This window comes from Kitasatospora sp. NPDC051170 (genome assembly GCF_044455705.1).
Taxonomy (GTDB): domain Bacteria; phylum Actinomycetota; class Actinomycetes; order Streptomycetales; family Streptomycetaceae; genus Kitasatospora.
This window is the reverse complement of record NZ_JBITFA010000011.1, coordinates 214,513-240,668: the sequence shown is the minus strand read 5'-3', so window position 1 is coordinate 240,668 and position 26,156 is coordinate 214,513. Positions and strand designations below refer to the sequence as shown.

Annotated in this window: 26 protein-coding genes and 1 riboswitch; of the genes, 16 read left to right on the top strand and 10 right to left on the bottom strand. The window is 73.5% G+C overall.

From position 1 onward, the window contains the following. Positions 1 to 144: 144 nt before the first annotated feature. The gene (locus tag ACIBCA_RS23705; RefSeq protein ID WP_396284949.1) at positions 145 to 1,938 is read right to left on the bottom strand and encodes an AMP-dependent synthetase/ligase; all 1,794 of its coding nucleotides are present in this window, start codon (positions 1,936 to 1,938) and stop codon (positions 145 to 147) included. Between the two features lie 326 nt (positions 1,939 to 2,264). Here ACIBCA_RS23705 and ACIBCA_RS23700 point away from each other — a divergent pair, with 326 nt between their 5' ends. From ACIBCA_RS23700 to ACIBCA_RS23680, 5 genes are all read left to right on the top strand, one after another. Then, entirely contained in the window at positions 2,265 to 2,723 is a 459-nt protein-coding gene (locus ACIBCA_RS23700; RefSeq protein ID WP_396284948.1) for an SRPBCC family protein, read from the top strand. 25 nt (positions 2,724 to 2,748) lie between these two features. Next, positions 2,749 to 3,921, top strand: a complete 1,173-nt coding sequence (locus tag ACIBCA_RS23695) for an ArsA family ATPase (RefSeq protein ID WP_396284947.1) — start codon at positions 2,749 to 2,751, stop codon at positions 3,919 to 3,921. A gap of 84 nt (positions 3,922 to 4,005) precedes the next feature. Then, positions 4,006 to 4,404, top strand: coding sequence for a DUF5304 family protein (locus ACIBCA_RS23690; RefSeq protein ID WP_396284946.1), 399 nt, complete (start codon positions 4,006 to 4,008; stop codon positions 4,402 to 4,404). Positions 4,405 to 4,596: 192 nt separating this feature from the next. Continuing rightward, on the top strand, positions 4,597 to 5,541 hold the full coding sequence (locus ACIBCA_RS23685; RefSeq protein ID WP_396284945.1) for an ROK family glucokinase: 945 nt from the start codon (positions 4,597 to 4,599) through the stop codon (positions 5,539 to 5,541). 70 nt (positions 5,542 to 5,611) lie between these two features. Continuing rightward, complete coding sequence (locus ACIBCA_RS23680; protein WP_396284944.1) at positions 5,612 to 6,346, top strand: endonuclease/exonuclease/phosphatase family protein; 735 nt, start codon at positions 5,612 to 5,614, stop codon at positions 6,344 to 6,346. Here the strand turns inward: ACIBCA_RS23680 and ACIBCA_RS23675 are convergent. Together ACIBCA_RS23675 and ACIBCA_RS23670 are read right to left on the bottom strand one after the other, a co-directional pair. Then, a complete protein-coding gene (locus ACIBCA_RS23675; protein WP_396284943.1) occupies positions 6,343 to 7,077 on the bottom strand; it encodes a hypothetical protein in 735 nt (244 codons plus the stop codon). The genes ACIBCA_RS23680 and ACIBCA_RS23675 overlap by 4 nt on opposite strands. A 10-nt stretch (positions 7,078 to 7,087) precedes the next feature. After that, entirely contained in the window at positions 7,088 to 7,882 is a 795-nt protein-coding gene (locus tag ACIBCA_RS23670) for an alpha/beta hydrolase (RefSeq protein WP_396284942.1), read from the bottom strand. A 147-nt stretch (positions 7,883 to 8,029) separates the two neighbouring features. On the opposite strand from ACIBCA_RS23670, the gene ACIBCA_RS23665 reads away from it, so the two are divergent. Genes ACIBCA_RS23665 through ACIBCA_RS23655 form a run of 3 tightly spaced genes read left to right on the top strand, consistent with a single transcriptional unit; the run spans position 8,030 to position 10,742 of the window. Continuing rightward, positions 8,030 to 8,842, top strand: a complete 813-nt coding sequence (locus tag ACIBCA_RS23665) for a lysophospholipid acyltransferase family protein (protein ID WP_396284941.1) — start codon at positions 8,030 to 8,032, stop codon at positions 8,840 to 8,842. Positions 8,843 to 8,874: 32 nt separating this feature from the next. Then, positions 8,875 to 10,068 (top strand): MacS family sensor histidine kinase, encoded by a 1,194-nt coding sequence (macS, locus tag ACIBCA_RS23660; RefSeq protein WP_396284940.1) that lies wholly within the window; start codon positions 8,875 to 8,877, stop codon positions 10,066 to 10,068. Then, positions 10,068 to 10,742: a response regulator gene (locus tag ACIBCA_RS23655; protein ID WP_396284939.1), complete on the top strand. Its 675-nt coding sequence runs from the start codon at positions 10,068 to 10,070 to the stop codon at positions 10,740 to 10,742. The genes macS and ACIBCA_RS23655 overlap by 1 nt, the downstream gene beginning before the upstream one ends. A gap of 46 nt (positions 10,743 to 10,788) precedes the next feature. On the opposite strand, the gene ACIBCA_RS23650 is transcribed toward ACIBCA_RS23655, so the two are convergent. Continuing rightward, positions 10,789 to 12,747 (bottom strand): anthranilate synthase family protein, encoded by a 1,959-nt coding sequence (locus ACIBCA_RS23650; RefSeq protein WP_396284938.1) that lies wholly within the window; start codon positions 12,745 to 12,747, stop codon positions 10,789 to 10,791. Positions 12,748 to 13,071: 324 nt separating this feature from the next. Here ACIBCA_RS23650 and ACIBCA_RS23645 point away from each other — a divergent pair, with 324 nt between their 5' ends. Both ACIBCA_RS23645 and ACIBCA_RS23640 read left to right on the top strand, forming a co-directional pair. Next, a complete protein-coding gene (locus ACIBCA_RS23645; protein ID WP_396284937.1) occupies positions 13,072 to 14,406 on the top strand; it encodes a class II 3-deoxy-7-phosphoheptulonate synthase in 1,335 nt (444 codons plus the stop codon). 192 nt (positions 14,407 to 14,598) lie between these two features. Continuing rightward, positions 14,599 to 14,868, top strand: a complete 270-nt coding sequence (locus ACIBCA_RS23640; RefSeq protein ID WP_396285022.1) for a bacterioferritin-associated ferredoxin — start codon at positions 14,599 to 14,601, stop codon at positions 14,866 to 14,868. A 6-nt stretch (positions 14,869 to 14,874) separates the two neighbouring features. On the opposite strand, the gene bfr is transcribed toward ACIBCA_RS23640, so the two are convergent. Beyond that, the gene (gene bfr / locus ACIBCA_RS23635; RefSeq protein WP_031071881.1) at positions 14,875 to 15,354 is read right to left on the bottom strand and encodes a bacterioferritin; all 480 of its coding nucleotides are present in this window, start codon (positions 15,352 to 15,354) and stop codon (positions 14,875 to 14,877) included. A gap of 242 nt (positions 15,355 to 15,596) precedes the next feature. On the opposite strand from bfr, the gene ACIBCA_RS23630 reads away from it, so the two are divergent. Continuing rightward, positions 15,597 to 16,226 carry a molybdopterin-dependent oxidoreductase gene (locus tag ACIBCA_RS23630; protein WP_396284936.1) on the top strand — a complete coding sequence of 210 codons (630 nt, stop codon included), beginning with the start codon at positions 15,597 to 15,599 and terminating at the stop codon, positions 16,224 to 16,226. A 35-nt stretch (positions 16,227 to 16,261) separates the two neighbouring features. Here the strand turns inward: ACIBCA_RS23630 and pknB are convergent, their stop codons facing one another. The 4 genes from pknB to thiO form a co-directional block, all read right to left on the bottom strand. Next, complete coding sequence (gene pknB / locus ACIBCA_RS23625) at positions 16,262 to 18,058, bottom strand: Stk1 family PASTA domain-containing Ser/Thr kinase (RefSeq protein WP_396284935.1); 1,797 nt, start codon at positions 18,056 to 18,058, stop codon at positions 16,262 to 16,264. Between the two features lie 95 nt (positions 18,059 to 18,153). Further along, a complete protein-coding gene (locus ACIBCA_RS23620) occupies positions 18,154 to 18,951 on the bottom strand; it encodes a thiazole synthase (RefSeq protein WP_396284934.1) in 798 nt (265 codons plus the stop codon). Positions 18,952 to 18,954: 3 nt separating this feature from the next. Then, positions 18,955 to 19,179 (bottom strand): sulfur carrier protein ThiS, encoded by a 225-nt coding sequence (gene thiS / locus ACIBCA_RS23615; protein ID WP_396284933.1) that lies wholly within the window; start codon positions 19,177 to 19,179, stop codon positions 18,955 to 18,957. Next, positions 19,176 to 20,345 (bottom strand): glycine oxidase ThiO, encoded by a 1,170-nt coding sequence (gene thiO, locus ACIBCA_RS23610; RefSeq protein WP_396284932.1) that lies wholly within the window; start codon positions 20,343 to 20,345, stop codon positions 19,176 to 19,178. The genes thiS and thiO overlap by 4 nt, the downstream gene beginning before the upstream one ends. Continuing rightward, positions 20,339 to 20,451, bottom strand: a riboswitch (TPP riboswitch). (Overlaps the previous gene by 7 nt.) A 66-nt stretch (positions 20,452 to 20,517) precedes the next feature. On the opposite strand from thiO, the gene ACIBCA_RS23605 reads away from it, so the two are divergent. The 3 genes from ACIBCA_RS23605 to thiE are packed head-to-tail and all read left to right on the top strand — an operon-like array spanning position 20,518 to position 22,856. Next, positions 20,518 to 21,804, top strand: coding sequence for an NAD(P)/FAD-dependent oxidoreductase (locus tag ACIBCA_RS23605; RefSeq protein WP_396284931.1), 1,287 nt, complete (start codon positions 20,518 to 20,520; stop codon positions 21,802 to 21,804). A gap of 33 nt (positions 21,805 to 21,837) precedes the next feature. After that, positions 21,838 to 22,203, top strand: a complete 366-nt coding sequence (locus ACIBCA_RS23600) for an Rv2175c family DNA-binding protein (protein WP_396284930.1) — start codon at positions 21,838 to 21,840, stop codon at positions 22,201 to 22,203. Next, positions 22,203 to 22,856 (top strand): thiamine phosphate synthase, encoded by a 654-nt coding sequence (gene thiE, locus ACIBCA_RS23595; protein WP_396284929.1) that lies wholly within the window; start codon positions 22,203 to 22,205, stop codon positions 22,854 to 22,856. The genes ACIBCA_RS23600 and thiE overlap by 1 nt, the downstream gene beginning before the upstream one ends. Before the next feature lie 44 nt (positions 22,857 to 22,900). Here the strand turns inward: thiE and ACIBCA_RS23590 are convergent, their stop codons facing one another. Continuing rightward, entirely contained in the window at positions 22,901 to 24,007 is a 1,107-nt protein-coding gene (locus ACIBCA_RS23590; RefSeq protein ID WP_396284928.1) for a polyprenyl synthetase family protein, read from the bottom strand. A 141-nt stretch (positions 24,008 to 24,148) separates the two neighbouring features. On the opposite strand from ACIBCA_RS23590, the gene metF reads away from it, so the two are divergent. Together metF and ACIBCA_RS23580 are read left to right on the top strand one after the other, a co-directional pair. Continuing rightward, a complete protein-coding gene (metF, locus tag ACIBCA_RS23585) occupies positions 24,149 to 25,063 on the top strand; it encodes a methylenetetrahydrofolate reductase [NAD(P)H] (protein WP_396284927.1) in 915 nt (304 codons plus the stop codon). Between the two features lie 165 nt (positions 25,064 to 25,228). After that, entirely contained in the window at positions 25,229 to 26,152 is a 924-nt protein-coding gene (locus tag ACIBCA_RS23580) for a hypothetical protein (RefSeq protein ID WP_396284926.1), read from the top strand. Positions 26,153 to 26,156 lie beyond the last annotated feature (4 nt).

Genomic DNA, 26,156 nt, shown 5'->3' with positions numbered 1-26,156 from the left:
GGGGCTGGGGGGGGGGGGACGGGGGGGCGGGGCGTCACCCCGGGGGGGGGGGGCCCTGGGACCAATGTTGGGTTTTTGGGGGGGGGGGGGGGGCCCCCGCCCCCGGGGGGGGGGGGGGGCCCCCACGTCCGTACGGTCACCCGGCTAGTTCTGGTAGATCGCCTCGATGTCGGCGGCGTAGTCCTTGAGGACCACGTTGCGCTTGAGCTTGAGCGAGGGCGTCAGGTGGCCGCTCTCCTCGGAGAACTCGGTGTCCAGCAGGCGGAACTTCTTGACGGCCTCGGCGTGGGAGACGGCCGCGTTGCCGTCGTCCACGGCGGACTGCAGGGCGGCCTGCAGGTCCGGGTCGTCCTTGAGGTCGGCGACGCTGGCGCCCGCGGGCTTGCCGTTGAGCTCCTTCCACTTGGGGAAGAAGTCCGGGTCGACGGTGATCAGGCAGGCGATGAACGGCTTGCGGTCGCCGACCACCATGACCTCGCCGACCAGGGCGTGCGCCCGGATGCGGTCCTCGATCACGGCCGGGGCGACGTTCTTGCCGCCGGCCGTGACGATGATCTCCTTCTTGCGGCCGGTGATCGTCAGGTAGCCGTCGCGGTCCAGGGAGCCGATGTCGCCGGTGGCGATCCAGCCGTCCTTGAGGGTGTCGGCGGTGGCCTGCGGGTTGTTCCAGTAGCCGGTGAAGACGTGGGGGCCCTTGAAGAGGACCTCGCCGTCCTCGGCGATCTTGACCGAGGCGCCGGGGACGGGCTGGCCGACCGTGCCGATCTTCGGCTTGTCCCACGGGTTGAAGGTGGTGGCCGCGCAGGTCTCGGTGAGGCCGTAGCCCTCCAGGACGGTGAAGCCGATGCCCCGGTAGAAGTGGCCGAGCCGCTCGCCGAGCGGGGCGCCGCCGGAGATGGCGTGGGTGGCCCGGCCGCCGAGGGCCGCGCGCAGCTTGCTGTAGACGAGCTTGTCGAAGACGGTGTGCTTGAGCTTCAGGACCAGGCCCGCGCCGCCGGCGTCCAGCGCGCGGCTGTAGGCGATCGCCGTCTCGGCGGCCTTGTCGAAGATCTTGCCCTTGCCGTCGGCCTGGGCCTTGGCGCGGGCGGTGTTGAAGACCTTCTCGAAGACCCGGGGCACGCCCAGGATCAGGGTGGGCTTGAACGTGGCCAGCTCGTTGGTGATGTCCTTGATGTCGGACACGTGGCCGAGCTTGATCGGGGCCATCGCCGGGGCGATCTCGACGATCCGGGCGAACACGTGGGCCAGCGGCAGGAACAGCAGGACGGAGCTCTCGCCGGTGCGGAACAGCGGGGCGAGGCGCTCGACCACGTTGCCGCACTCGGCCAGGAAGTTGCCGTGGGTCAGCTGGCAGCCCTTGGGGCGGCCGGTGGTGCCCGAGGTGTAGACGATCGTCGCGACGGAGTCGGCGGTGGCGATCGAGCGGCGCTCGGTGACGGTGGTGTCGGCGACCTCGCGGCCGGCCTCGGCCAGTGCGGCCACGGCGCCCTGCTCGATCTGCCAGACCTGCGTGAGGCCGGGCAGCCGGTCGCGGACCTCCTCGACGACCTTGCGGTGCTGGTCGGTCTCGGTGATCACGGCGACGGCGCCGGAGTCGCCGAGGATCCACTCGACCTGCTCGGCGGAGGAGGTCTCGTACACCGGGACGGTGATCGCCCCGGCCGTCCAGATCGCGAAGTCCAGCAGCGTCCACTCGTAGCGGGTGCGCGACATGATGCCGACCCGGTCGCCGGGGCGGATGCCGGAGGCGATCAGGCCCTTCGCGGCCGCCTGCACCTCGACCTGGAACTGGGCGGCGGTCAACTCCTGCCAGCGGCCGTCCACCTTGCGGCTGAGAACGGCGACGCCGGGGTGGCGCTCGGCGTTCTGCTGCACGATGTCGGAGAGGTTACCGTCGCTCGGTACCTGGTAGAGGGCCGGAAGGCTGAAGTCGAGCAAGACTGCTCCTCGTTCGCGACGCTGCGGGACGGCAGGACGTTACTGCCCGGTAGGCGGCTTCGACCAGGGGGGTCGGCCCCGGTGTTCGAAGTGTCACACCCGGCCGGGTCCGACCCGGCCGTGACCAGGTCGTTCGAATGGCACCCTACGACAGACGGGGGGTGACCGGCCGGTAGCCTTCCGCGTCTCCGGGGCAGCGCGCGCTCGTACCGCGCCCGCGCCTCCGGGGCGATCGCCGGGCGCGATAGCCTGCATCCGGGCGGACCGGACCCGAGCAGCGCCTCGGCCGGACCGGCAGGCAGAGGGACGAGGCGGAGGGCCATTCCATGGCGGAGCACACCAGGTCGAGCATCATCGTCGACGCGACCCCGACCACGGTCATGGCCGTGATCGCCGACTTCGCCGCCTACCCGGCCTGGACCGGCGAGGTCAAGGAGATCGAGGTCCTGGAGACCGGCGAGGACGGCCGCGCCGCCGAGGTCCGGCTGCTCCTCGACGCCGGCGCCATCCGCGACGAGCACGTCCTCGCCTACACCTGGGACGGCGACCGCGAGTGCTCCTGGACGCTGGTGCGCAGCCAGATGCTCCGCTCCCTCGACGGCTCCTACACCCTCGCCCCGGCGGCCGGCGGCCGCACCGAGGTGACGTACCAGCTCGCCGTGGACGTCAAGATCCCCATGCTCGGCATGATCAAGCGCAAGGCCGAGAAGGTGATCATCGACCGCGCCCTGGCCGGCCTCAAGAAGCGCGTCGAGGACACCGCCGCCGGGCGCGCCCAGGACTGACGGCACGGAACGGGGGCCGGACGGCATGACGGCGAAGCGCACCATCCTCATCAGCGGCGACGCGGGCGCGCCCACCGTGGCCGCCGCCACCGCCCTGCACGCCGCCCGGCGCGGCCACCGCACCTGGCTGCTCGCCGCCGACGACCCGCACCGCGCGCTGGACACCGCCCTCGGCGTCCGCCTCGAACCCGAACCGGCGCGCCACGCACCCGGGCTGTACGTCTCCCGGATCGACGAGCAGGCCGCCTTCCGCTACGCCGTCGGCGAGCTCACCGAGAAGCTCCGCCCGCTGCTCGACCTCCTCGGCGCCGACCGCCTCGACCCCGAGGAGCTCACCGCCCTGCCCGGCATCGCCCGGCTCGCCCTGCTGCGCGCCCTGCCCGCCGCCGACCAGGACGTCCTGGTGGTGCTCGCCCCGCCGCCCGCCGAACTGATCGCCACCCTCGCCCTGCCCGAGCAGCTCAACCGCTACCTGGACCGGCTCGTCCCCGAGCAGCGCCAGGCCGCCCGGGCGCTGCGCCCGCTGCTGGCGGGCCTGGCCGGCGTGCCGATGCCCGCCGAGTGGCTGTACGAGGGGCGCGCCAAGGCGTCCGAGGCGCTCGCCGAGTCCCGCGCCGCGGTCGACGACCCCGGCACCAGCGTGCGCCTGGTCGTCTCCGCGGACGGTCACCCGTACGGGGAACTGCGCCGCGTACGGGCCGGGCTCGCGCTGCACGGGCACCGGCCCGACGCCGTGGTGGTGCACGGCGCGCTGCCCGACCACGCGGTGGACTCGCCCGACCCCTGGCTGGCCGCGCTCGCCCGCCGCCGGGCCGGGGAGCTGACCGCGCTGGCCGCCGAGACGGACGCCCCGGTCCTGGTCACGGGCCTGGCCGAGGCGACCCTGGAGGCCGTCGCCGACCGGCTCTACGGGGACGGGGACGGGCCAGGGCGGCTCGACCCGCAGCCCTGGCCGGTCGAGGACCGGCTCGCCGAGGAGGGCCTGCTGGTCTGGCACCTGGAACTGCCCGGCGCCGACCGCTCCGAACTGGACCTCGTGCGCCGGGGCGACGAACTGGTCGTCGGCATCGGCTCGCACCGCCGCGTCCTCACCCTGCCCTCGGCGCTGCGCCGCTGCACGGTGGCCGGGGCCGGGCTCGGCGACGGGGTGCTCTCGGTGCGCTTCGCGCCCGACCCCGCGCTCTGGCCGCAGGGCTAGGGGCGACAGGGGCTCACGGCCCGTCCGGTAGCGTCGGGCCCCGGGGGTCGCGCCGTGCGGCCACGGCTTGAGGAGGCGCCCGCGATGACCAGCACCGAGGACCGGACCGAGGGCGAGAACCGTACGGGCGGTACCGGCGGTACGGGCGGTACCGGCGAGCAGAACCCGTTCGGGCCGGAGCTGGGCCCGCTGGTGGACGAGGTGCGCCGCTTCGCCACCGCCGTCGGCGAGAAGGCCCAGGCGGCGAGCGCCGACACCCTGATCACCCTGGCCGGGCTGGCCGACCGCCTGCGCACCGGCCGGCCCGAGGTCTACACCCACCTCGCCGCCGCCGGCTCCGGGATCGCCGCCGCGGGCGCCGAACTGCTGGCCGCCTACCGCGCCGCCGTCTCCGGTCACGAGAGCCGCTGGACGGCCGGCGCCGGCGCCTCCACCGAGAAGATCGACCTCGACACGCCTGACGAGCCCTCCGCCAAGCAGTGAATCCGTAACCTTCGAAGCGTGATCGCCCCGCTCGCATGCGTCACCGAACGGCTGAATTGATACGACTTTTGAAGTATCGCGGCCCGGTTGGCGGGAAAATGTCTTCGGTTAATGTAGGCGAGGCAGTGTACGGGGGCGCGGTTGGGCGGTACCGTTCCGTCCAGCGGGAACGAGTGAATAGCTGAGGGACACATGGCTCTGACCATCGGCGTCGATGTCGGCGGGACCAAGATCGCGGCAGGCGTTGTCGACGAGGCGGGCACGATCCTCGCCCGCACCCGGGTGCCCACCCCGGCGGACCCGCAGTGGGCGGTCGACGCGATCGCGCAGGCCGTCCGCGAGCTCAAGGAGCAGCACGCCGACGTCGAGGCGGTCGGTGTCGGCGCCCCCGGCTTCGTCGACCGCGACCGCTCGACGGTGATCTTCGCCCCCAACATCGCCTGGGAGAACGAGCCGCTGCGCGGCCGGATCGAGGAGCTCACGGGCCTCGACGCCGTGGTCGAGAACGACGCCAACTGCGCCGCCTGGGCCGAGTTCCGCTTCGGCGCCGCGGCCGCGCACCAGGACATGGTGCTGATGACCGTCGGCACCGGCATCGGCGGCGGCGTCGTCCTGGACGGGCGGCTGCACCGCGGCCGCTTCGGCGTGGCCGGCGAGATCGGCCACCTCAACATGGTCCCGGACGGTCTGCCGTGCGGCTGCGGCGGCAAGGGCTGCTGGGAGCAGTACGCCTCCGGGCGGGCGCTGCGCCGCTACGGCCGGGAGAAGGCCGCCGCCGACCCGGTGCGCGGCAAGCGGATGCTGGAGCTCAACGACGGCGTCGCCGAGACCATCCGCGGCATCCACATCACCGAGGCGGCCGAGGACGGCGACCCGCTCGCCCTGGAGTGCTACGCCGAGCTGGCCGACTGGCTGGGCCGGGGCATGGCCGACCTCGCCGCGCTCTTCGACCCGGCCGTCTTCGTCCTCGGCGGCGGCGTCTCCGACTCCGGGCGGCTGCTGCTCGACCCGGTCGCCAAGTGCTTCGAGCAGTACCTGACCGGCGGGGTGCACCGCCCGCGCGCCGAGGTCGTCCTCGCCTCGATGGGCTCCGCGGCCGGCATCGTCGGCGCGGCGGACCTCGCCCGCACCCGCTGACGACTCCCGAAGGCGGCGGTGCCCCCCGGGGTGGCCGCCGCCTTCCTCGTGCAGGCGTACGGTGAGGACCATGCTCCAGCCGCCACCCGCCGGCCCGCGCCGGCTGCGCCTGCTCAGCTACAACATCCGCTCGCTGCGCGACGACCGCCGCGCGCTCGCCCGGGTGATCCGGGCCTGCGAGCCCGACCTGGTCTGCGTCCAGGAGTCCCCGCGCTACTGGCGGCCCGAGGGGCAGGCGGCCTGGCTGGCCCGCAGCACCGGCACCACCGTGCTCGCGGGCGGCGGCCGTACGGCGGCCGGTCCGCTGCTGCTCGGTCGGCCCGGCGCGGTGGAGCCGCTCGGCCTGCACGACCGGCTGCTGCCCAAGACCCGGGGCCTGCACGCCCGGGGCTTCGCCACCGCACTGCTGCGGCTGCCCGGCGGCGCGCCGTTCAGCGTCACCAGCTGTCACCTGAGCCTGGACCAGGAGGAGCGGTACGGGCAGTTCGAGCTGCTGCTCGACCAGCTCGCGATCGCCGAACTCGGCGTCGTGGCCGGGGACTTCAACGAGCACCCGGACGGGCCCGGCTGGGAACTGATGGCCTCCCGGCTGCAGGACGGGCACGCCACGGCGCCCTGGGGCGGTGAGTTCACCTCCGTGCCGGAGCGGCCCTACCAGCGGATCGACGCGGTGTTCGCCACGCCCGGGATCACCGTGCTCGGCTGCGGCGTCCCGCACGGGCTGCCCGGTGTCAACGAGGCCGACCTGCGGGCCGCCACCGACCACCTGCCGGTGCTGGCCTTCCTGGAGATCCCCGGGAGTTAGACCACCGCGCCGTGGTTCGGGTCCTCGGGCTCGTCCTCGTCGCGGTCCTTCATCCGGGCGACCAGGGTGACGAAGCCGCCGAGGAAGGCGGTGATGCCGACCCAGGCGGGCCAGCCGGAGACCTCCTGCCAGACCACCGCGTCGACCAGCAGCAGCGCCGGGCCGCCGAGGACGGCCAGCCAGGCGAACTTGGCGGTCACGTCGGCGGCGGGCAGCGGCGGGGGCTCCGGCGGGACGAAGTGGCCCTCGTCGCTCTCCTCGGACAGCTCGAAGTCGCGCGGGCCCGGGGTCGCCGCCGGGACCACCGGCTTGCCGGAGCGGGGGCGCGGCTGCGGGGCGAGGTCGGCGAAGTCGTCCCCGCCGGCCTTGCGGTCGGGGCCGTCCTTGTAGCCGCTCTTGAGCTCGTTCTGGGCGCGGAGGTTCTCGACCTCGGGCCAGTTGGGGTTGTTGAGGTCGACGGGGTCGTCGAACTGGGCGATCAGGGCGGCGAAGATCTCGTCCTGCTCGGCCTGGCTGCGCTCGGGGGTGCGGCGCGGCGCGGCCTGCGCGGGCTGCTCGGGCGCGGGCTCGGCGGCGTCGGCCCCGGGGCTCTTGGTGGTGCCGTCCGCGGGAGGGCGCGTCACGCCGCCGCCCGGCTCGGTGCCGCCGTTGACAGTGCCGTCCTCGCGGGGCGGTGTGCCGTCCTCGCGGGGAGTCTCGTCCCCGCCGCCCGCCGTGCTGCTCTCGTGCACTTCCGGCCCTTCAGCCATGGTGATCGTCCGATTCGACCCGGGTGACGCCCGCCGCGTGTGCGGGGGCCAGCCGTTGGATGAAGTCCAGGCTCGCCGAGAATATTTCCCCCGCGTCGTGGTCCAGCGTCGCGACGTGGAAGCTGCGCTGGCACAGCCGCTCCGTCACCTCCGTCGAGGATATCCGGGCCAGCACCAGTTCCGAGTTGGCCGGGGAGACCACGTGGTCCTGCGGGCTGTGGAAGAGCAGCACCGGCTGGGTCACCTCCGGCAGCCGTGCCTGCACCTCCTTCCACAGCCGGGACAGCGACCAGGCGGCGTGCAGCGGCGTACGGTCGTAGCCGTGCTCGCTGACGCCCTGGCGGGAGATGTCGTCGGCGATCCCCGGCAGGCTCGGGACGAGGTGGCGCAGCACCGGAAGCAGCACACTCGCGGGGGTGTCCGAGCGGACCGACGGGTTGACCAGCACCAGCCCGGCGACCTTCGGGCCGTGCACCGCCGCCAGCCGCAGCGCCAGCGCCCCGCCCATCGACAGCGCGCAGACGAAGACCCGCTCGCAGGTGCGCGTCAGCTCCAGCAGCTCCCGCTCGACCTCGGCGTACCAGTCCTCCCAGCGGGTGACCTGCATATCCTGCCAGCGGGTGCCGTGCCCGGGCAGCAGCGGCAGCGAGACGGTGTACCCCGCGGCGGCCAGTTCCTCGGCCCAGGGCCGCAGCGAGGCGGGGGAGCCGGTGAACCCGTGGCACAGCAGCACCCCCACCGCCGAACCGCGGTGGCGGTAGGGCTCGGCACCGGGCAGCAGCGGCATGGCGGACTCCTACGCTGGGGGACACGCATCGTCCCACGCACCGCGCGGGTCGTACACCCCCATCGGCCGCCCCCATCGGCGGGCCCGGGCACGGCCCGGGTCCGCGGGGCATTAGGATCGACCGGTCCGCATAACAGGAGGCCCCGGTTGTTCTACCGACTGATGAAGTTGATCGTCGCGCCACTGCTTCGGATCTTCTTCCGGCCGTGGATCGAGGGTGAGGAGAACATCCCCACCGAGGGTGCGGCGATCATCGCGAGCAACCACCTGTCCTTCTCGGACTCGTTCTTCTTCCCCGCGCTGATCAAGCGCCGGGTCACGTTCATCGCGAAGGCCGAGTACTTCAACACCCCGGGCCTCAAGGGCCGGCTGACGGCCGCCTTCTTCAAGGGCGTCGGCCAGCTGCCGGTGGACCGCTCGGGCGTGCGCGGGGCCGGCGAGGCGGCGATCCGCAGTGCGATCGCGGTGCTGGACCGCGGCGAGCTGTTCGGCGTCTACCCCGAGGGCACCCGCTCGCCCGACGGCAAGCTGTACCGGGGCAAGGTCGGGGGCCTGGCGCGCGTCGCGCTGGCCACCGGCGCGCCGGTCATCCCCGTCGCGATGATCGACACCGAGAAGGTCCAGCCGCCCGGCCAGGTCGTCCCCAACTTCGGCATCCGCCCCGGCATCCGGATCGGCCGCCCGCTGGACTTCTCCCGCTACCACGGCATGGAGAACGACCGCTTCATCCTGCGTTCGGTGACGGACGAGGTGATGTACGAGATCATGCGCCTCTCCGGCCAGGAGTACGTCGACATCTACGCGACGGCCGCCAAGCGCCAGATCTCCGACGACAAGAAGAAGGCCGACGCCGAGCGCAAGGCCGCCGCCAAGGCCGAGAAGGCCGAAGCCGAGAAGGCGGCCGAAGCGGAGAAGGCCGAGCAGGAGCAGCAGCAGCAGAAGGACACCGGGTCGGCCTGACCGGCCGGTCCGGCCCGGGGGGAGGGGCGGGGATGACGGACGGCGGTCGCGGCGCGGCTGCCGTCGGCGGCACGGTGGCCGCCGGCGGCATGTCCGTCGAACTCCCGCTCTGGCGGGCCATCTCCTACTTCCGGGTGCTGGCCCTGGCCTACGCCCTCCTGCGGTACGTCAACTCGTACCTGCACTTCCTGCACCCGGTGGCCGGCTGGATCTTCCTCGGCGCGCTCGCCCTGTGGACGCTCGCCACCACCCGCGCCTTCGGCAACCCGGAGCGCTGCACCTGGTACGTCCTGGGCGTCGACCTCACGCTCGCCGTCACCGGCATCGTGATGAGCGGTGTGACCGACACCCCGGCCCGGATCAACCACGGCGCGCCCACCCTGCCGACCATCTGGGCCGCGGGCACGGTGCTCGGCTTCGCCGCCAAGGGCGGCTGGCGACCGGCGGCCGCCGCGGGCTCGGTGATCGGCGTCGCCAACGTGCTCGGCCACGGCGGGCCGACCGGCGACAACCTCCACAACATCGTGCTGCTGCTGGTCGCCGGCTGCGCGATCGGCTACGTGATCGAGCTGGCCCGGGCCAGCGAGGCGACCCTCACCCGGGCCCTCCAGGTCGAGGCCGCCACCCGGGAGCGCGAGCGGCTCTCCCGGGACATCCACGACGGCGTGCTCCAGGTGCTCGCCCTGGTCCAGCGGCGCGGCGGCGAGCCGGGCGGCGCGGAGGGGATCGCCGAACTCGGCCGCCTCGCGGGCGAACAGGAGCGCGCACTGCGGGCGCTGATGACCGGCGGCCCGCTGCCCGCCCAGCGCGCCGCCGCCCCCGACGCGGACGAGCCGCGGGACCTCACCGCGCTGCTGCGCCCGTACGCCGACGAGCGGATCACGCTCTCCGCCCCCGGCACCCCGGTGCTGCTGCCCGGCCAGGCGGCGGGCGAGCTGGCGGCGGCGGTCGGCGCGGCCGTGGACAACGTGCGCCGGCACGCGGGGGAGCGGGCCCGGGCCTGGATCCTGGTCGAGGACGAGCCGGAGGCCGTCACGGTCAGCATCCGCGACGACGGGCCCGGCTTCGGGCCCGGGCGGCTCGGCGAGGCGGAGCGGGCCGGGCGCCTGGGCGTCTCCCAGTCCATCCGGGGCCGGCTGCTGGACCTCGGCGGCACGGCCGAGCTGTACTCGGCGCCCGGGGAGGGCGTCGAGGTGGAACTGCGCGTCCCCAGGGAGGGCGAGTGATGACCGGAGAGCCGGCGCAGGCCGTGCGCGTGATGGTGGTGGACGACCACCCGATGTGGCGCGAGGCCGTCTCGCGGGACCTGGCCGAGGCCGGGCTCGACGTGGTGGCCACGGCGGGGGACGGCGAGGAGGCCGTGCGCCGGGCCCGGGCCAGCTCGCCGCAGGTGATCGTGCTGGACCTCAACCTGCCGAACCTGCCCGGCGTCGAGGTGTGCCGCCAGGTCGTCGCGAACGACCCGTCGGTGCGGGTGCTGGTGCTCTCGGCCAGCGGCGAGCACCAGGACGTGCTGGAGGCGGTGAAGTCCGGCGCCACCGGGTACCTGGTGAAGTCCGCCGGGCGGGACGAACTGCTGGAGGCCGTGCGCCGTACGGCCGTCGGCGACGCGGTGTTCACCCCCGGCCTGGCCGGGCTGGTGCTCGGGGAGTTCCGCCGACTGGCCTCCGAGCCGGCCCCGGCGTCGGCGGCGGACGTCCCGAAGCTGACGGCGCGTGAGACCGAGGTGCTGCGGCTGGTGGCGAAGGGGCTGTCGTACCGGCAGATCGCCGACCGGCTGGTGCTCTCGCACCGGACGGTGCAGAACCACGTGCAGAACACCCTGGGCAAGCTGCAGCTGCACAACCGGGTCGAGCTGGTGCGCTACGCGATCGAACAGGGGCTGGACGAGGAGCTGTGACTCCCCTCGTCCAGCCCCGCCCGTCCAGCCCCGCCCGTCGAGCGGATCAGCCGCGGACGGCCGTCGCCTCGCGGAGCAGGCCCGCGACGATGTCCAGCCCGTCGCGGGTGAGCACCGACTCGGGGTGGAACTGGAGGCCCGCGAAGCCGGGGCCGCGCAGGGCGTGCACGTCCCCGGTGGCCGCGTCGCGGGCGACCTCGACGCCGGTGGCGGCGAGCCGCTGGGCCTCGGCGTCGGTGCAGCGGGCGGTGAAGGTGTTGTAGAAGCCGACCGTCCGCCGGGTGCCGAACAGGTCGACCGACTCCTGCGCCCCCTGGTAGGGGACGGCCTTGCGGGCCAGCGGCAGCCCGAGCTCGGCGGAGAGCAGCTGGTGGCTGAGGCAGACGGCGAGCAGCGGCGCCGTCCGGGCGCCGGAGCGGACGGCGGCCAGGGCGTCGGCGACGATCGGCCGCAGCAGCGCCATCTTCGGGTCCTCGGCGAGGGCCGGGTCCCCCGGGCCGGGGCCGAGCACCAGCGGGCCCCGGTGCGCGGCGACCCGCTCCCGCAGCCCCGGCTCGTCGAAGCCGGCGACGTTCACCCGGTGGCCGAGCGAGGTGAGCAGGTGGGCGAGCATCGCGGTGAAGGTGTCCTCGCCGTCCACGACCAGGGTCGGCAGGTCCTCGGTGACCGTGGCCGGCGCCTGCATCCGCAGCCAGAACGGCGCGAGGTCGGCGCGGCGGGAGTCGAGGGCGGCCTGCACCCGGTGGTCGTCGCCCAGGCGCGGGCCGCCGAGGACGGCCGGCCGGGCGGGCGCGGGCAGGGCGCCGATCGCGGTGAGCACGGCGGCGGCCTTGGCGTGGGTCTCGGCGACCTCGGAGCGCGGGTCGGAGTGCCGGACGAGGGTGGCGCCGGCCCGGACGACCAGCCGGCCGGTGGCCGGGTCGATGTCGACGGTGCGGATGCAGATCGGCGAGTCGAGCAGCTGCCCGCCGCTGGCGGAGCGGCCGATCAGGGCCAGGGCGCCGGAGTAGTAGCCGCGCCCGGTGGGCTCGTAGCGCTTGATGACCCGGGTGGCGTTCTGCACCGGGCTGCCGGTGACGGTGGCGGCGAACATCGTCTCGCGCAGCACCTCGCGCACGTCCAGGGAGGTGCGCCCGCGCAGCTCGTACTCGGTGTGGGCGAGGTGGGACATCTCCTTGAGCCGGGGGCCGAGCACCTGGCCGCCGAGGTCGCCGACCGTGCACATCATCTTGAGTTCCTCGTCGACGACCATGGTCAGCTCCTCGAGCTCCTTGGGGTCGTGGAGGAAGCGGAGCAGGGAGTCGAGGTCGGCACCGGCGGCCGGGTAGCGGTAGGTGCCGGAGATCGGGTTCATCACGACGGTGCCGCCGCTCTGGCGGACGTGCACCTCGGGGGAGGCCCCGACCAGCACGCGGTCCCCGGTGTGCACCAGGAACGTCCAGTAGGCGCCGCGCTCCTGCTCCAGCAGGCGGCGGAAGAGGGAGAGCGCCAGCGCGGGCGAGCAGTGTCCGTCTCCGGCTCCGCCGGGGGCCCCGAGCGTGGCGTGGAAGTCGCGCCGGATGACGAAGTTGGCGCCCTCGCCGTTGCCGATCTCCTCCTCGATCACCGTGCGGACGATCTCGGCGTACGCCTCGTCGTCCACGTCGAAGGCGCCGCCGGTGAGGTCGACCGGAAGGTGCGGCAGGGCGGTGGCGATTTCGGCCAGCGGCAGGGCGTACTGCTCCTCGACGGAGAGGGCCCGCAGCGGGGCGCCGTCGTCGTGGGCCTCGAACCCGCGCTCGCGGATCTGCCGGTACGGGACGAGCGCGAGCAGGTCGTGCGCCGGGCCGCCGGCCGGGACGCCCTCGCGCACGGGCAGGTCGGCGAGGTGCTCGTAGTCGGCGACGGTGCCCAGCAGCACCTCGACGGTGTCCGGGGCGTGCCGCGGGGTGCGGCGGTGCAGCAGGGCGAAGGCGGGGGCGCCGGGGGAGGTCAGGCGGGAGAGCAGTTCGACGGCGGTCGTCACGGTACGGCTTCCTTCCGGGTTTCCGGGGATGGTTCCGGGATGGATGGCGAGGGCGGTGCTGGGTCCGCTCCCGGGAGGGCCGTCTGCTCCAACGAGTACGGCCGCCCCGAGGGGCGGCCGTCGTGTTCGTCTAGGAACGCGCGATCGGTGGGCCGCCCAGAAGGGGGGTCCACCACCAGGAGTGGGTGCGGTGCGCGTGCATGGGGCTGAGCGTAGCGGATCACATCAACGCGTCTACGCCGCGCCGGAAGGGTTGTCCGGAAGGTGTCTCATCCAGCGGGCAATGGTCACGGATCACTCGCGTCACCCCGTAGCCTTGCCCGTGTGACCGCAACGAATCTTCACTCATGGCAGTCCCTGCCCGCGGCGCAGCAGCCTGAATGGCCGGACCAAGAGGCTCTGCGCAAGACCCTTGCCGAGCTCGCCTCGTATCCGCCGCTCGTCTTCGCCGGCGAGTGCGACCAGCTGCGCGCCCGGCTGGGAGCCGTGGCGCGTGGGGAAGCGTTCCTCCTGCAGGGCGGTGACTGCGCCGAAGCCTTCGACGGTGTCTCGGCGGAGCACATCCGCAACAAGCTGAAGACCCTGCTGCAGATGGCCGCCGTCCTGACGTACGCCGCCTCGGTGCCGGTCGTGAAGGTCGGCCGCATCGCCGGCCAGTACTCCAAGCCGCGCTCCAAGTCGACCGAGACCCGCGACGGCGTGACCCTGCCGGTCTACCGGGGCGACTCGGTGAACGGCTTCGACTTCACCCCCGAGTCCCGCATCCCGGACCCGGAGCGGCTCAAGCGGATGTACAACGCCTCCGCCGCCACCCTGAACCTCGTGCGCGCCTTCACCACCGGTGGGTACGCCGACCTGCGCCAGGTGCACGCCTGGAACCAGGACTTCGTGCGCAACTCCCCGGCCGGCCAGCGCTACGAGCAGCTCGCCCGGGAGATCGACAACGCGCTGGCGTTCATGAACGCCTGTGGCGTGGCGCCGGAGGAGTTCAGGACCGTCGAGTTCTTCTCCTCGCACGAGGCCCTGATCCTGGACTACGAGACCGCGCTGACCCGCGTGGACTCGCGCACCGGCGAGCTGTACGACGTCTCCGGCCACATGGTGTGGATCGGTGAGCGCACCCGGCAGCTGGACCACGCGCACATCGAGTTCGCGTCCAAGATCCGCAACCCGATCGGCGTCAAGCTCGGCCCGACCACCACGGTCGACGAGGCGCTCACGCTGATCGAGAAGCTGGACCCGGAGCGCGAGCCCGGCCGCCTCACCTTCATCACCCGGATGGGCGCGGGCAAGGTCCGCGAGCACCTGCCCACCCTGGTGGAGAAGGTCACCGCCTCCGGCGCCCAGCCGGTGTGGATCTGCGACCCGATGCACGGCAACACCTTCGAGGCGTCCAGCGGTCACAAGACCCGCCGCTTCGACGACGTGCTCGACGAGGTCAAGGGCTTCTTCGAGGTCCACCGCGCCCTCGGCACCCACCCGGGCGGCATCCACGTGGAGCTGACCGGCGACGACGTGACCGAGTGCGTCGGCGGCGGCGACGAGGTGCTGGTCGACGACCTGCACCAGCGCTACGAGACGGCCTGCGACCCGCGGCTCAACCGCAGCCAGTCGCTGGACCTGGCGTTCCTGGTGGCGGAGACCTACCGCAACCAGTGACGTTCCGCGCCCCGCCCTTCGGCTCGGAGGCGAGCGGGCGAGCAACTGTGACGAAGGCCCCTCCGGATTCGGGATTCCCGAGTCCGGAGGGGCTTTTTCGTGCCCGGAATGCCGGGTAAGGTGAGGCTCAGTGAACTAAGGCTTGCCTTAGTCAAGATCCACTTGGAACGCTTCACCCCGGGAGAGACCGCGATGTACGTGTGCATGTGCCATGCGGTCACCGAGGACCAGGTGAAGAAGGCGATCGACGCCGGTGCGAACTCCCCGCGCCAGATCGCCAAGGGCTGCAAGGCCGGCACCGACTGCGGCTCCTGCGTCCGGCGGATACAGGCCCTGCTCGGCGAGCACGGCGCCCGGCCCTGCCCGACCGCCCGGCTGGCCGCCAAGCTGGGGCTCGCCGATCCGGAGACCCAGGACGACCCGGCGCCATCGGCCCCCGTCGTCCCGCTGCGCGCCGCCTGAGGCGGGTCAGGACTCCGGCTGCTCGATGAGCTGGGCGAGGTAGAGCGCCTCGCCGAGCTTCTCCAGGAGCTCCAGCTGGGTGTCCAGGTAGTCGATGTGGTGCTCCTCGTCGGCCAGGATGTCCTCGAAGATGTTCGCCGAGGTGACGTCGTTCTTGGCCCGCATCACCACGATCCCGCGCCGGAGCCGGTCGATCGCCTCGACCTCGACCTGGCGGTCCGCCTCGAACATCTCCTTGACCGTCTGCCCGATCCGGACGTGGAACAGCCGCTGGTAGTTGGGCAGCCCGTCCAGGAAGAGGATGCGGTCGGTGAGGGTCTCGGCGTGCTTCATCTCGTCGAAGGACTCGTGCCGGGTGTACTTGGCGAGCTTCGTCCAGCCGAAGTTCTCCTGCATCTTGGCGTGCAGGAAGTACTGGTTGATCGCGGTGAGCTCGGCGGTGAGCTGCTCGTTGAGGAACTCGATGACCTCTGGATCGCCCTGCATGGTGGTGCCTCCCAGCGCCTACGTCCTGCGGTGCCCTGCGGTCGGGCCTGCGCTGCGCATCCTGGCACCGTGATGGGAGGTAATTCCAGTAAGTTCACACTCACTAGGACATGTGTCGGAATATCCGATTTGCACCGCTCTCCGAGGGTGTGCGACCGACCGTTGGCCCATATGGGCGGGGCGTGAAGGAGAGGTGAAGGGGCGCGCGTCGGGCCTCGGGCGCCGTCTGTCACCATGGACCCATGGGTCAGTCCGAGAGAGAACCGATTCCGCCGGCTGACCCGAGGCTCCCGCCGGGGCAGCGCGCACAGCGCGGCTGGCCCGCCCTGTACTACGGATCGGTGCCCCGCTTCAACCGGCTGACCTGGGACCTCCAGGTGTTCGGCGCCACCGCCTCCGCCGAGAAGCACACCTGGACCTTCGAGGACTTCGCCGCCCTGCCGCGCACCACCGTCACCGGGGACCTGCACTGCGTCACCAAGTTCTCCGTCCTCGGCAACGAGTGGACGGGCGTGCCCACCGCCGCCCTCCTCGAACCGGCGCCCCCGGCGCCGGGCGTCACCCACGTGATGGTCTGGGCCGAGTACGGCTACAGCGCCAACCTGCCGCTGGACGTCTTCGCGGACGCGAGCACCCTGCTCGCCACCCACCGCGACGGCGAGGTGCTCACCGCCGAGCACGGCTTCCCCGTACGGCTGGTCGTGCCGCGGCTGTACGCCTGGAAGGGCCCCAAGTGGGTCCGCGCGGTGGAGTACATGCGGGCCGACCGCCGCGGCTTCTGGGAGGAGCGCGGCTACCACAACCTCGCCGACCCCTGGCGCGAGCAGCGCTACTCCCACCAGGAGGAGCCCGGAGACGGGCCGCTGCGCTGAGCCGTCCTGAAAGGGCTTACAGGACCTGAAAGGGCTTACAGGAACGGGAAGTTGACCGTCACCACGGTCTTCTGCGGGCGCCGTTCCCCGGCCGCCGGGGACTGGCCGGAGACCTTCCCGGTGCCGAACAGGTTCACCCCGGAGGTCTGCATCGAGAAGCCGGCCGCCTGGAGCGCCCTCTGGGCGTCCTCCTTGGACATCCCGGTGACGTCCGGGACGGGCACCATGCCCTTGCTGACCACCAGCGAGACCGAGCTGTTCTCCGGCAGCAGCTGCCCGGCCGCCGGGGAGGTGCTGATCACGGTGCCCTCGGCCACCGAGTCGTTGTAGGTCTGGGTCACGTTGCCCTTGATCAGCTGCACGCCGGTCAGCGCCGAGACGGCCTGGTCGGTGGTCCTGCCCGTGACGTCCGGCACCGCTATCCGCTTGGGGCCCTTGGAGACGGTGACCGTCACCGTGTCGCTCTTGCGGGTCCGGGTGCCGATCCCCGGGTCCGTGGAGATGACCTGCCCGGCGGGGACGGACTCGCTGAACACCTCGACGAACTTCGCGTGCATGCCCTGCCCGTCCAGGTCGCGCTGCGCCTCGGCGCGGTCCTTGCCCAGCACGGCCGGCACCGCCCCGTACAGGCCCTGGTTCAGCCCGTACGTCGCGCCGCCGACCAGCAGCACCAGCGCCGTCAGCGCGCCCGCCCAGATCAGCGGCTTGCGGGACAGTCGGTGCAGCCGGGGCGGGCGCGGCGGGCGGGGGCGGCGCACCGGGGTGGGCTCGTCGTACGGGCGGGGCTCGGTGAGCAGCTGCTCCATCAGGTCGGCCGGCACGTCGAGGACGCTGGTGCGCTCGGGCGCGGGCCGCAGGTCCGCGGGCTCGGGCCGTTGCCGCAGCACCGAGGTGGCCTCGCCGGTCGGGTGGCGGGGCGTGGGCCGGGTGGAGGCGGGCGGCTCGGCGTCGAGCTCGGCGGGGGTGAGGGTGCGGCGCACGCGCTGGAGGGCGGCGAGCAGTTCGACGGCGTCGTACGGGCGGGCCCCGGCGGAGCGGGCGCAGGCGAAGGCCACTATGGCGTCCAGCGCCGGGGCGACGGCGGGGGCGACCAGCGAGGGGGCGGGGACGTCCTCGTGCAGGTGCTTGTACATGACGGCGACGGGGTTGTCGCCGGTGTGCGGGCGGCGGCCGGTGAGCATCTCGTACAGCAGGATGCCGGAGGCGTAGACGTCCACCCGCTGGTCGGTGGGGGCGTCCGGGAGGATCTGCTCGGGGGCCAGGTAGGAGACGGTGCCGAGGACGGTGCCGCCGGTGGAGGTGGTCACCGAGGTGGGGGCGCCGTCCGCGGTGCCGAGCACCCGGACGAGGCCGAAGTCGGCGACCTTGACCAGGCCGCCGTCGGTGATCAGCACGTTCTCCGGCTTGACGTCCCGGTGGACCAGCCCGGCGCGGTGGGCGGCGCCGAGGGCGGCGAGCACCGGCTCCAGGACGTCCAGGGCGGCGCGCACCGACAGGGCGCCGCGGTCGCGCAGCAGGTCGCGCAGGGTGCGGCCGGGGACGTACTCCATGGCGAGGAAGGTGTTCCCGCCGTCCGCGCCCTGGTCGAAGACGTTCACCACGTTGGGGTGGGTGAGCCGGGCGATCGCCTTGGCCTCGCGGATGAAGCGGGCGGTGAATCCCTCGTCGCCGGCCAGCTGCGGGTGCATCACCTTGAGGGCGACGACCCGGTCGAGCCGGGTGTCGGTGCCCTTGTAGACGGTGGACATCCCGCCTGCGGCGATGCGCTGCTCGACCCGGTAGCGGCCGTCGAGCAGGGTACCGATCAGGGGGTCGTGCATTCCCGTGTCCACCCGGGGGAGTCTAGTGGCGCGCTCGGAGCCCGGACCCGGAGGGCGCCGCCTCCGGGACCGGGTTGTGACATGCGTGACGTGGCCGGGTGGCCTCGCTAGAACGCGGGCCGCTCCCGGGTGTCGAGGTCCGCGCGGCCGGCCATCGCGGAGGACGCCTCCGCGTGGAAGCGGCGCGGGATGCGGCCGGCCCGGTGGGCCAGGCGTCCGGCCTCGGCGGCGTGCCGCATGGCCTCGGCCATCAGGACCGGGTCCTGCGCGCGGGTCACCGCGGAGGCGAGCATCACCGCGGAGCAGCCCAGCTCCATCGCCAGGGCCACGTCGGAGGCGGTGCCGGCGCCCGCGTCCAGGACGACGGGGACGGTTGCGGCCTCGACGATCAGCTGGAAGTTGTGCGGGTTGCGGATGCCCAGGCCCGAGCCGATCGGCGAGCCCAGCGGCATGATCGCCGCGCAGCCGACGTCCTCCAGCTTGCGGGCCAGCACCGGGTCGTCGTTGGTGTACGGCAGGACGGTGAAGCCGTCGTCGACGAGGGTCTCGGCGGCGTCCAGCAGCTCGATCGGGTCCGGCAGGAGGGTGCGCTCGTCGGCGATCACCTCCAGCTTCACCCAGTCCGTGCCCAGCGCCTCGCGGGCCAGGCGGGCGGTCAGCACCGCCTCGCCGGCGGTGAAGCAGCCGGCCGTGTTGGGCAGGACGCGGATGCCGTTGCGGGTCAGCACGTCCAGGACGGAGCCCTGGGTGGTGGCGTTCACCCGGCGCATCGCGACGGTGGTCAGCTCGGTGCCCGAGGCGAGCAGGGCGCGCTCCAGGACCTCCAGGCTGGGGGCGCCGCCGGTGCCCATGATCAGCCGGGAGGAGAAGGTCGCCCCGGCGATGGTCAGCAGGTCGTCGGCCATCGGTCAGCCTCCCTGGACGGCGGTGAGGATCTCGATCCGGTCGCCGCTGCTCAGCGGCGTTCCGGACCACGAACTGCGCGGCACCACGGCCTCGTTGAGCGCGGCGGCGACGCCGGTGTTGGCGGCGCTGACGGTGGCCACCACCTGGGCGAGGGTGGTGGCGGCGGGCAGCGTGCGGGGCTCGCCGTTGACGGTCAGGGCGATGTCGGTGGAGGTGGTCTCGGTCATGCGGCGGCCTTCGTGGCGAAGCGGGTGGGGGTGAACGGCAGTGCCAGGTCCGGGAGTTCGCCCGTGGCCAGGTACGCGCCGAGGAGGTCGGCGGTCACCGGGGTGAGCAGCACGCCGTTGCGGTGGTGGCCGGTCGCGGCGACCAGGCCGGGCAGGGAGGTCGGGCCGAGCAGCGGGGCGTTGTCGGGCGAGCCCGGGCGCAGGCCCGCGGCCGTCTCCACGAGCGGGAGTTCGGTGATGCCCGGGACCAACTCGTGGGCGTCGCGCAGGAGTTCGTACACCCCGCCGGCGGTGACGGTGGTGTCGTAGCCCTGCTCCTCACTGGTCGCGCCGATCACCAGCTCGCCGTCCTCGCGCGGGACGACGTACAGGTGCTGCCCGCGCACCACCGCGCGGACGTTGCGGGAGAGGAAGGGCCGGTACGCCTCCGGGATCCGCAGGCGCAGGATCTGGCCCTTCACCGGGCGGATCGCGGGCAGCACGCCCTCGGGCAGGCCCGGCAGCCGGTGGCTCCGCGCTCCTGCGGCCAGGACGACCTGATCGGCGGTGATGCTCTCGCCGGTGCTCAGCCGGGCGCCGGTCGCGCGCCCGTCCCCGACGAGCAGTTCGAGGGCCTCGGCCCGGTGGAGCAGGACGTTCGCGCCCTCGCAGGCGAAGGTCAGGGCCCTGAGCAGGCGGCGGGGGTCGACCTGGTGGTCCTCGGCCACGTGCAGACCGCCGCGCACGCCGGGGGCGAGCATCGGCTCCAGCTTCCTGGCCTCGCGGCCGGTGAGCCAGGTGGAGTCCAGGCCGAGGCGCAGGTGGAAGGCGTGCAGCTCGCGCAGTTCCTCGCGGTCGTCGGAGTCCAGCGCGACGGCGATCGTGCCGCAGCGGCGGTAGCCGGTGTCCAGGCCCCCGCTCGCCTCCGACAGCTCGGCGGCGAAGGCCGCGTACCGCTCGTTGGAGGCCATGCCCAGGCGCAGCAGCGGCTCCTCGCCGTACTGGAGCTCGGTGACCGGGGCGAGCATCCCGGCCGCGACCCCGGCGGCGCCGTGGCCGTGCGAGGGGTCCACCACGACCACGTTCCCCGCCCCGCGCTGCGCCGCGCGCCAGGCGACGGCGAGGCCGATGACGCCCCCGCCGATGACCAGGACCTCCGTGTGGGCACCCGGTAGCAAGCGTGACAAAGCTGCTCTCTCCCTTCGCCGGTATGACCCGGATCAGGTTCGGACGGTCGCAGGCCGTGCCAGCCCGCCTCTCAGCCCGGTGCGCCGGGCTCCCGTGTGTGCCCCCACCTTAACTCCGGGGCGTCATCGGACCGAAGGCCCGTACGCAGGGTGGGACGGAGCCCTGAGTACAGTGACGGGCGTGGCAGAGCTGAGCGGAACTGAGCGGGTGGCGGTCGTCGTCGGTGCCGGGCTGGCCGGGGCGCAGTGCGCCCTGAAGCTGCGGCAGGGCGGCTGGCGGGGGCGGGTCGTGCTGGTCGGCGAGGAGCCGCACGCGCCGTACGACCGGCCGCCGCTGTCCAAGGACGTCCTGCTGGGCAAGGCCGACACCACCACCCTGGACGTGGACTACGAGGGCCTCGGCATCGAGCTGCTCCTCGGCCGCCGCGCCACCGGCCTCACTCCCGGCTCCCTGGCCCCCGGAACCCTGACCCCCGGCTCTCTGGCCCCCGGAACCCTGACCCCCGGAACCCTGCACACCGACGCCGGGGACCTGTCGTACGACGCCCTGGTGATCGCCACCGGCGCCGTCCCGCGCGCCCTGCCCGGCGCCGAGCGGGCCCACCTGCTGCACACCCTGGACGACGCGCTGGCGCTGCGGGCGCTGCTGCGCCCCGGCCGCCGGCTGGTGCTGGTCGGCGCGGGCTGGATCGGCGCCGAGGTGGCCACCGCCGCCCGCCAGGCCGGCTGCGAGGTGACGGTGGTCGAGGCCGGAGCGGCCCCGCTGCCGGGCGCCCTGCCCGCGGAGATCGGCCGGGCGATGGCCCCCTGGTACGCCGAGGCCGGGATCGACCTGCGCTGCGGTGTCGGCGTGGAGGCCGTGGAGGCGGGCTCGGTCCGGCTGGCGGACGGTTCGCACCTGCCCGCCGACGAGGTCGTCGTCGGCATCGGCGCCCGGCCCGCGACCGGCTGGCTGGCCGGCTCCGGCGTCGAGCTGGACGCGAGTGGCGCGATCGTCGTGGACGGGCGGCTGCGCACCGGCGTGCCCGGCGTCCACGCGGCGGGGGACTGCGTCAGCTACCCCTCCGCCCGCTCCGGCGCCCGGCTGGCCGTCCAGCACTGGGACCACGCGCTGCAGTCCGGCGGCGCGGTGGCCGCCGCGCTCCTCGGCCTCGGGCTCGGGCTCGGCGAGGACGCGGCGCCGTACGACCCGGTGCCGTACTTCTGGTCCGAGCAGTTCGGCCGGATGGTCCAGTACGCGGGCCGGCACACCGAGGGCGACGAGCTGCTATGGCGGGGGAGCCCGGAGGACGGCTCCTGGTCGGTGCTGTGGCTGCGCGGGGGCGTGCCCAGCGCCCTGCTGGCCGTGGACCGGCCGCGCGACCTCGCCCAGGGGCGCAAGCTCATCGAGCGCGGCGCCGTACTGGACCCGGCCCTCGCGGCGGACCCCTCCGTGGCGCTCAAGGGGGCCACCGTTTAGCTCCGGACGGCGCGGAGGTGGCAGTCTGGTGGCGTGAGCGAGATCGAAAGCAAGATTGAAACCCTGGTCCCCGAGTGGATGTACCTCCCCGACATCTCGGAGCAGTGGGGGGTGCTGGTCACCGAGGTCCGGGACATGGTCAGGAAGCGTGAGCTGATCGCGGTCCGCCGGGGCCCCAACAAGTCGCTGCAAGTCCCTGCCGCGTTCATCGACGGCCCGGGGCTGGTCAAGCACCTGTCCGGCACCCTGAACCTGCTGCGCGACTGCGGGTACAGCGACGAGGAGATCCTGGAGTGGCTCTTCACCGAGGACCCGTCGCTGCCCGGTAGCCCGATCCAGGCGCTGCGGGAGAACCGCGGCACCGAGGTCAAGCGCCGTGCCCAGGCGATGCTGATCTGATGGCGGCGGACACGCGGCGTGCGCGGCTGGCGGACGCCCGGCTCTACCTGTGCACGGACGCCCGCCGCGCGCAGGGCGACCTGGTCGACTTCCTGGACGAGGCGCTGGCCGGCGGGGTGGACGTCGTCCAGCTCCGCGACAAGGGCCTGGAGGCCAAGCAGGAGCTGGAGGCCCTGGAGGTCTTCGCCGACGCCTGCCACCGCCACGGGAAGCTGCTGGCCGTCAACGACCGCGCCGACGTCGCCCACGCGGCCCGGCCGGACGTGCTGCACCTCGGCCAGGACGACCTGCCGGTGGCCGCCGCCCGGGCGATCCTCGGCGACGACGTGCTGATCGGGCGCTCCTGCCACGCCGAGTCCGAGGTGGACGCGGCGATCGCCGAGCCGGGTGTGGACTACTTCTGCACCGGCCCGGTCTGGCCGACCCCGACCAAGCCGGGCCGCCCGGCGCCGGGCCTCGGCCTGGTCTCGTACGCGGCGAAGCAGGCCACCGACCGGCCGTGGTTCGCCATCGGCGGGATCGACCTCGGCAACCTGGACGAGGTCCTGGAGGCCGGCGCCCGCCGGATCGTCGTGGTCCGGGCCCTCACCGCGGCCGAGGACCCCCGGGCCGCGGCCGCCGAGCTCGCCCGCCGGGTGCGCGCGGCGGTCTGACCGTACGACCGCGGAGGCTTCCGCCGTCCGCCTGTCCGTACGTCTCAGTACTTGCGGACGGTGGAAGCCTCCGCCAGCGCCAGCAGCACCTCGCGGGCCTTCTCGTCGGCGAGCGGCGCCGCCGCCAGCGCGGCCAGGGCCTCGCGCATCAGCTCGGAGATCCGCTGCTCCACCAGCTCGGCCGCGCCGCTGCGCTCCACCAGTTCCCGCAGCCCGGCGACCTCGGCCGCGGCCAGGTCCGGCGCGCCGAGGCGCTCGTCCAGGTGACGGGCGTCGGCGGCGGGCAGGGCGCGCATCGCGTGGGCGACGAGCAGGGTGCGCTTGCCCTCGCGCAGGTCGTCCCCGGCGGGCTTGCCGGTGACGGCCGGATCCCCGAAGACGCCGAGCAGGTCGTCGCGCAGCTGGAACGCCTCGCCCAGCGGCAGCCCGAACGCGCCGAGCGCCTCGACCAGGTCGGGCCCGGCCCCGGCGAGCAGCGCGCCGACCTGCAGGGGGCGCTCGATGGTGTACTTCGCTGACTTGTAGTGCAGGACGGTCCGCGCGCGCTCCAGCGCGCCCTCGTCGGCCGAGTCCCCGGCCACCGGCTCCAGCACGTCCAGGTACTGGCCGACCATGACCTCGGTGCGCATCAGGTCGAACACCGGCTTGGCGGCGAGGACGGCGGCCGGCTCCAGACCCGAGCGCAGGAACAGCTCGTCGCACCAGATCAGCAGCAGGTCGCCCAGCAGCACCGCCGCCGAGGCGCCGTACTGCTCGCGGTCGCCGCGCCAGCCGCGCTCGCGGTGCAGGGCCTCGAAACGGCGGTGGACGGAGGGCAGGCCCCGCCGGGTGTCGCTGCGGTCCATCAGGTCGTCGTGGACCAGGGCGCTGGCCTGGAGCAGCTCCAGGGCCGCGGCCGCGTGGGCGATCCCCTCGGCGGCGGCGGACCCGCCGGCGGCGCGCCAGCCCCAGTAGCAGTAGGCGGGGCGCAGCCGCTTGCCGCCGTCCAGCAGGAAGTCGCGCAGGGCGTCGGCGGCGGGGGCCAGCTGGGGCGAGATCCCGTCGAGCAGGGCGGACTGGCCGTCCATGAACGCGGCGAGGGCGCCGTTGACGCGCGTGCGGACGTCCTCCACGTCAATGGGGTTGGCCGGCCGGGTGCTGGACGAGGTCACGATGAGGCTCCGCTGTTTCGCTGGGATGCGGCAAGCCTAGCCGGGGTACTGGGAACAGACGTGCGAGCCGAGGTCCAGCGCCCGTCTCACTTCGTGGGACCCTCTTGTGACGCCCCGGTCACCGACCGATAACCTGCCATCATGGCACTCGGTATCGCTTCCACCAGAACGGACCGCGCACAGACGGTCCGCGAGCTCCTGGCGGCCGGAAAGCGGTCATTCTCCTTCGAGTTCATGCCCCCTCGCACCGAGATCGGTGAGCACAGGCTCTGGGACGCCATCCGCCGTCTCGAACCGCTCGACCCGAACTTCGTCTGCATGACGTACGGCGCCGGCGGCTCCTCGCGCGAGCGCACCGTCAACATGGTCGGCCGGATCGCCACCGAGACCACGCTCACCCCGGTCGCCCACCTGACCGCCGTGGACCACTCGGTCGCCGAGCTGCGCAACATCATCGGCCACTACGCTGACCAGGGCGTGCGCAACGTCCTCGCCGTCCGGGGAGACCCGCCCGGCGACCCGACGGGCGAGTGGGTCCGGCACCCGCAGGGCGTCACCTACGCGTACGAGCTGGTCGAGCTGATCAAGGGCATCGGCGACTTCTGCGTCGGCGTCGCGGCCTCGCCCAACATGCACCCGCGCTCGACGAACTGGGACGACGACATCCGGCACTTCGTCGCGAAGTTCCGCTCCGGCGCCGACTACGCGATCACCCAGATGTTCTTCGAGGTCGACGACTACCTGCGGCTGCGCGACCGGGTCGCCGCGGCCGGCTGCGAGGCGCCGATCATCCCGGAGATCATGCCGGTGACCAACGCCAAGCAGCTGGAGCGCTTCCCGCAGCTCAGCGGCTCGGCCTTCCCGCCCGCGCTGGAGGCGCGGCTGCGCGCCGCCGTCGACGACCCGGCGGCCCTGCGGGCGATCGGCATCGAGCACGCCACGGCGATGGCCGAGCGGCTGCTCGCCGAGGGCGCGCCCGGCCTGCACTTCATCACGCTGAACCACTCGACGGCGACGCTGGAGATCTACCAGAACCTGGGTCTGCACCAGCGCTGACCGGGTGTTCACGAGCCCGTCACCGGTTGGACGGTGGCGGGCTCGGTCGTGTGCGCGCGGGGGCGGCCGGGGGTGGGAACGCGATGCGGTACCCGGGCCGTTGAACCGGTACAGTCGCCGCACACGCGCGGCGAGCGCGGGCACGCGACTGGAGGTAGCGGGCGGATGGGCATCGGATTCCTGCTGCTGTACGTCGCGTTGGCGGTGGTGGCGCTCTGGCTGGTCGCCGAGGTGCTGCTGCAGAACCGGGCCCCGGTGCACTGGCGGGTCCTCGCCCTGACGGGCTTCCTCGGCGTGGCCGCCGGGATGTCCCTCGACTCGGTCGTGGTGATCGGCGCGGGCGCCGCCCTGTTCGCGCTCGGCCAGACCTTCGTCACCCTCTCCGTCAAGCGCGGCTTCCAGGCCGGCTGGTCCCTGCGCAAGCCGGACGGCAGCCTGCCGGGCCCGCTCGCCAAGGTGCCGATGCTGGGCGCGCTGACCGGGGGCGCGACGGCCGTGGCCGCCGTCGCCGTCGCGGAGGCGCGCGTCGGCGAGGTCAGCTCGGTGGAGGAGCCCGAGGCGGCTCCCCGGGCGGACTCGGGGCCGGACCTCGGGCCGGACCTCGGGCCGGAGTTCGGACAAACGTCGGAGGACGCCCCCGCGGTGGAGCAGACGGCGGCCTTCGAGCTGCAGGAGCTCGCCCAGGACGGCGTCTACGCGCCCACGTACTACGAGCAGGAGCAGCAGCCCCAGCAGCAGGACCCGTACGCCGCCGGCTACCAGGGCGGCTACGACCAGCAGCAGTGGCAGCAGCAGCCCGCCTACGCCTCCTACGACCAGCAGCAGTACGGCGGCTACCCGCAGCAGCAGCCCCAGCCCCAGCAGCAGGACCCGTACGCGGCCGCCTACCAGGGCGGCTACGACCAGCAGCAGTGGCAGCAGCAGCCCCAGCAGCAGTCCCAGCCCCAGCAGCAGCCCGGCTGGGACCCGAACGCCCAGCAACAGCAGCAGTGGGAGCAGCACCCCCAGGGCGGCATCCCGCAGCAGCAGCCGGGCTACGACCAGGCGTACGGCTACCAGCAGCAGAACACCTGGCCCTCACACGGCTGACGGG

Bases quoted from the DNA above. Each gene is read 5' to 3' on its own strand.
- ACIBCA_RS23700 (WP_396284948.1), top strand. From the start codon at position 2,265: ATGGCGGAGCACACCAGGTCGAGCATCATCGTCGACGCGACCCCGACC.
- ACIBCA_RS23695 (WP_396284947.1), top strand. From the start codon at position 2,749: ATGACGGCGAAGCGCACCATCCTCATCAGCGGCGACGCGGGCGCGCCC.
- ACIBCA_RS23690 (WP_396284946.1), top strand. From the start codon at position 4,006: ATGACCAGCACCGAGGACCGGACCGAGGGCGAGAACCGTACGGGCGGT.
- ACIBCA_RS23685 (WP_396284945.1), top strand. From the start codon at position 4,597: ATGGCTCTGACCATCGGCGTCGATGTCGGCGGGACCAAGATCGCGGCA.
- ACIBCA_RS23680 (WP_396284944.1), top strand. From the start codon at position 5,612: ATGCTCCAGCCGCCACCCGCCGGCCCGCGCCGGCTGCGCCTGCTCAGC.
- ACIBCA_RS23670 (WP_396284942.1), bottom strand. From the start codon at position 7,882: ATGCCGCTGCTGCCCGGTGCCGAGCCCTACCGCCACCGCGGTTCGGCG.
- macS (WP_396284940.1), top strand. From the start codon at position 8,875: ATGACGGACGGCGGTCGCGGCGCGGCTGCCGTCGGCGGCACGGTGGCC.
- ACIBCA_RS23655 (WP_396284939.1), top strand. From the start codon at position 10,068: ATGACCGGAGAGCCGGCGCAGGCCGTGCGCGTGATGGTGGTGGACGAC.
- ACIBCA_RS23640 (WP_396285022.1), top strand. From the start codon at position 14,599: ATGTACGTGTGCATGTGCCATGCGGTCACCGAGGACCAGGTGAAGAAG.
- bfr (WP_031071881.1), bottom strand. From the start codon at position 15,354: ATGCAGGGCGATCCAGAGGTCATCGAGTTCCTCAACGAGCAGCTCACC.
- ACIBCA_RS23630 (WP_396284936.1), top strand. From the start codon at position 15,597: ATGGGTCAGTCCGAGAGAGAACCGATTCCGCCGGCTGACCCGAGGCTC.
- ACIBCA_RS23620 (WP_396284934.1), bottom strand. From the start codon at position 18,951: ATGGCCGACGACCTGCTGACCATCGCCGGGGCGACCTTCTCCTCCCGG.
- thiS (WP_396284933.1), bottom strand. From the start codon at position 19,179: ATGACCGAGACCACCTCCACCGACATCGCCCTGACCGTCAACGGCGAG.
- thiE (WP_396284929.1), top strand. From the start codon at position 22,203: ATGGCGGCGGACACGCGGCGTGCGCGGCTGGCGGACGCCCGGCTCTAC.
- metF (WP_396284927.1), top strand. From the start codon at position 24,149: ATGGCACTCGGTATCGCTTCCACCAGAACGGACCGCGCACAGACGGTC.
- ACIBCA_RS23580 (WP_396284926.1), top strand. From the start codon at position 25,229: ATGGGCATCGGATTCCTGCTGCTGTACGTCGCGTTGGCGGTGGTGGCG.